The sequence below is a fragment of the Mesorhizobium sp. M7A.F.Ca.CA.002.15.2.1 genome (assembly GCF_003998715.1).
Taxonomy (GTDB): domain Bacteria; phylum Pseudomonadota; class Alphaproteobacteria; order Rhizobiales; family Rhizobiaceae; genus Mesorhizobium; species Mesorhizobium ciceri.
In genome coordinates this window covers 1-1,037 of sequence record NZ_RZPI01001091.1, presented here as the reverse complement: position 1 = coordinate 1,037, position 1,037 = coordinate 1, and the positions used below count along the sequence as shown (strand labels likewise).

Here is a 1,037-nt window from a genome sequence, read left to right as displayed (position 1 = left end):
CTAGGTGTGAGCTTTCGAGAGGTTGTCCATTCGGACCGGACCGAGGAGACTGGAGTTACCACGCTTCAGCATCCATCGGAGGGTCCGAATGAACATCCACAAGAATGCCCGTCTCACACCGCTGCGTCGAGAGGAGATGGCGTTATCGGTGATAGAAGGCGCTTTTTCCAAAGCCCATGCGGCGCGCGTCTATGGCGTGTCGGCCAAGATCGTGGCGCGCTGGGTCGAGCGCTATAAGACCAAAGGGCGGGCCGGCATGGTCGACCGCTCGTCGCGGCCCACCGTCATGCCGAGCCTGACCGAACAGTCCGTGGCCGAGCGCATCGCAGCCTTGCGTCGCCAGCGGCTGACCGGCAAGCACATCGCCCATGAGGTCGGCGTCTCGCCCGCCACCGTCAGCCGGGTTCTCAAGCGTGCCGGGCTGTCGCGGCTCAGGGATATCGAGCCGGCCGAACCGGTCCGGCGCTACGAGCGGGAGCATCCCGGCGAGATGATCCATATCGACATCAAGAAGCTCGGCCGCTTCAGCCAAGTCGGCCATCGTATCACCGGCGATCCGCAAAAGGGCAAGTCGCGCGGCGCCGGCTGGGAGTTCGTCCATGTCTGCATCGACGACGCGTCCCGCATCGCCTTCTCGCAAATCCTGCCCGACGAGAAAAAGGAGTGCGCCATCGCCTTCCTCAAGGCCGCGGTCGCCTATTACGCCAGCCTCGGCGTCACGATAGCCCGCGTCATGACCGACAACGGCTCCTGCTACAGATCAAAGGCCTTCGCCAAGGCCTGCCGCGATCTCGGCCTCAAGCACGTCACGACAAGACCCTATACGCCCAAGACCAATGGCAAGGCCGAGCGCTTCATCCAGACAGCACTGCGCGAATGGGCCTACGCCATTGCCTATCCGACATCCGATCATCGTGCCGCCGAACTGCCTGTCTGGCTGCACAGATACAATTGGCATCGTCCACATGGCAGCCTAAAGTCAAAAACGCCTATCAGTCGCCTCGCCCTGATCGAGGACAACCTGTTGAAGCTCCACA

Annotated in this window: 1 protein-coding gene; it reads left to right on the top strand. The window is 62.4% G+C overall.

From position 1 onward, the window contains the following. Window positions 1-88 precede the first annotated feature (88 nt). Window positions 89-1,037: IS481 family transposase (locus tag ENZ74_RS32850; RefSeq protein ID WP_095770220.1), on the top strand; the 949-nt coding region annotated here is incomplete at its 3' end.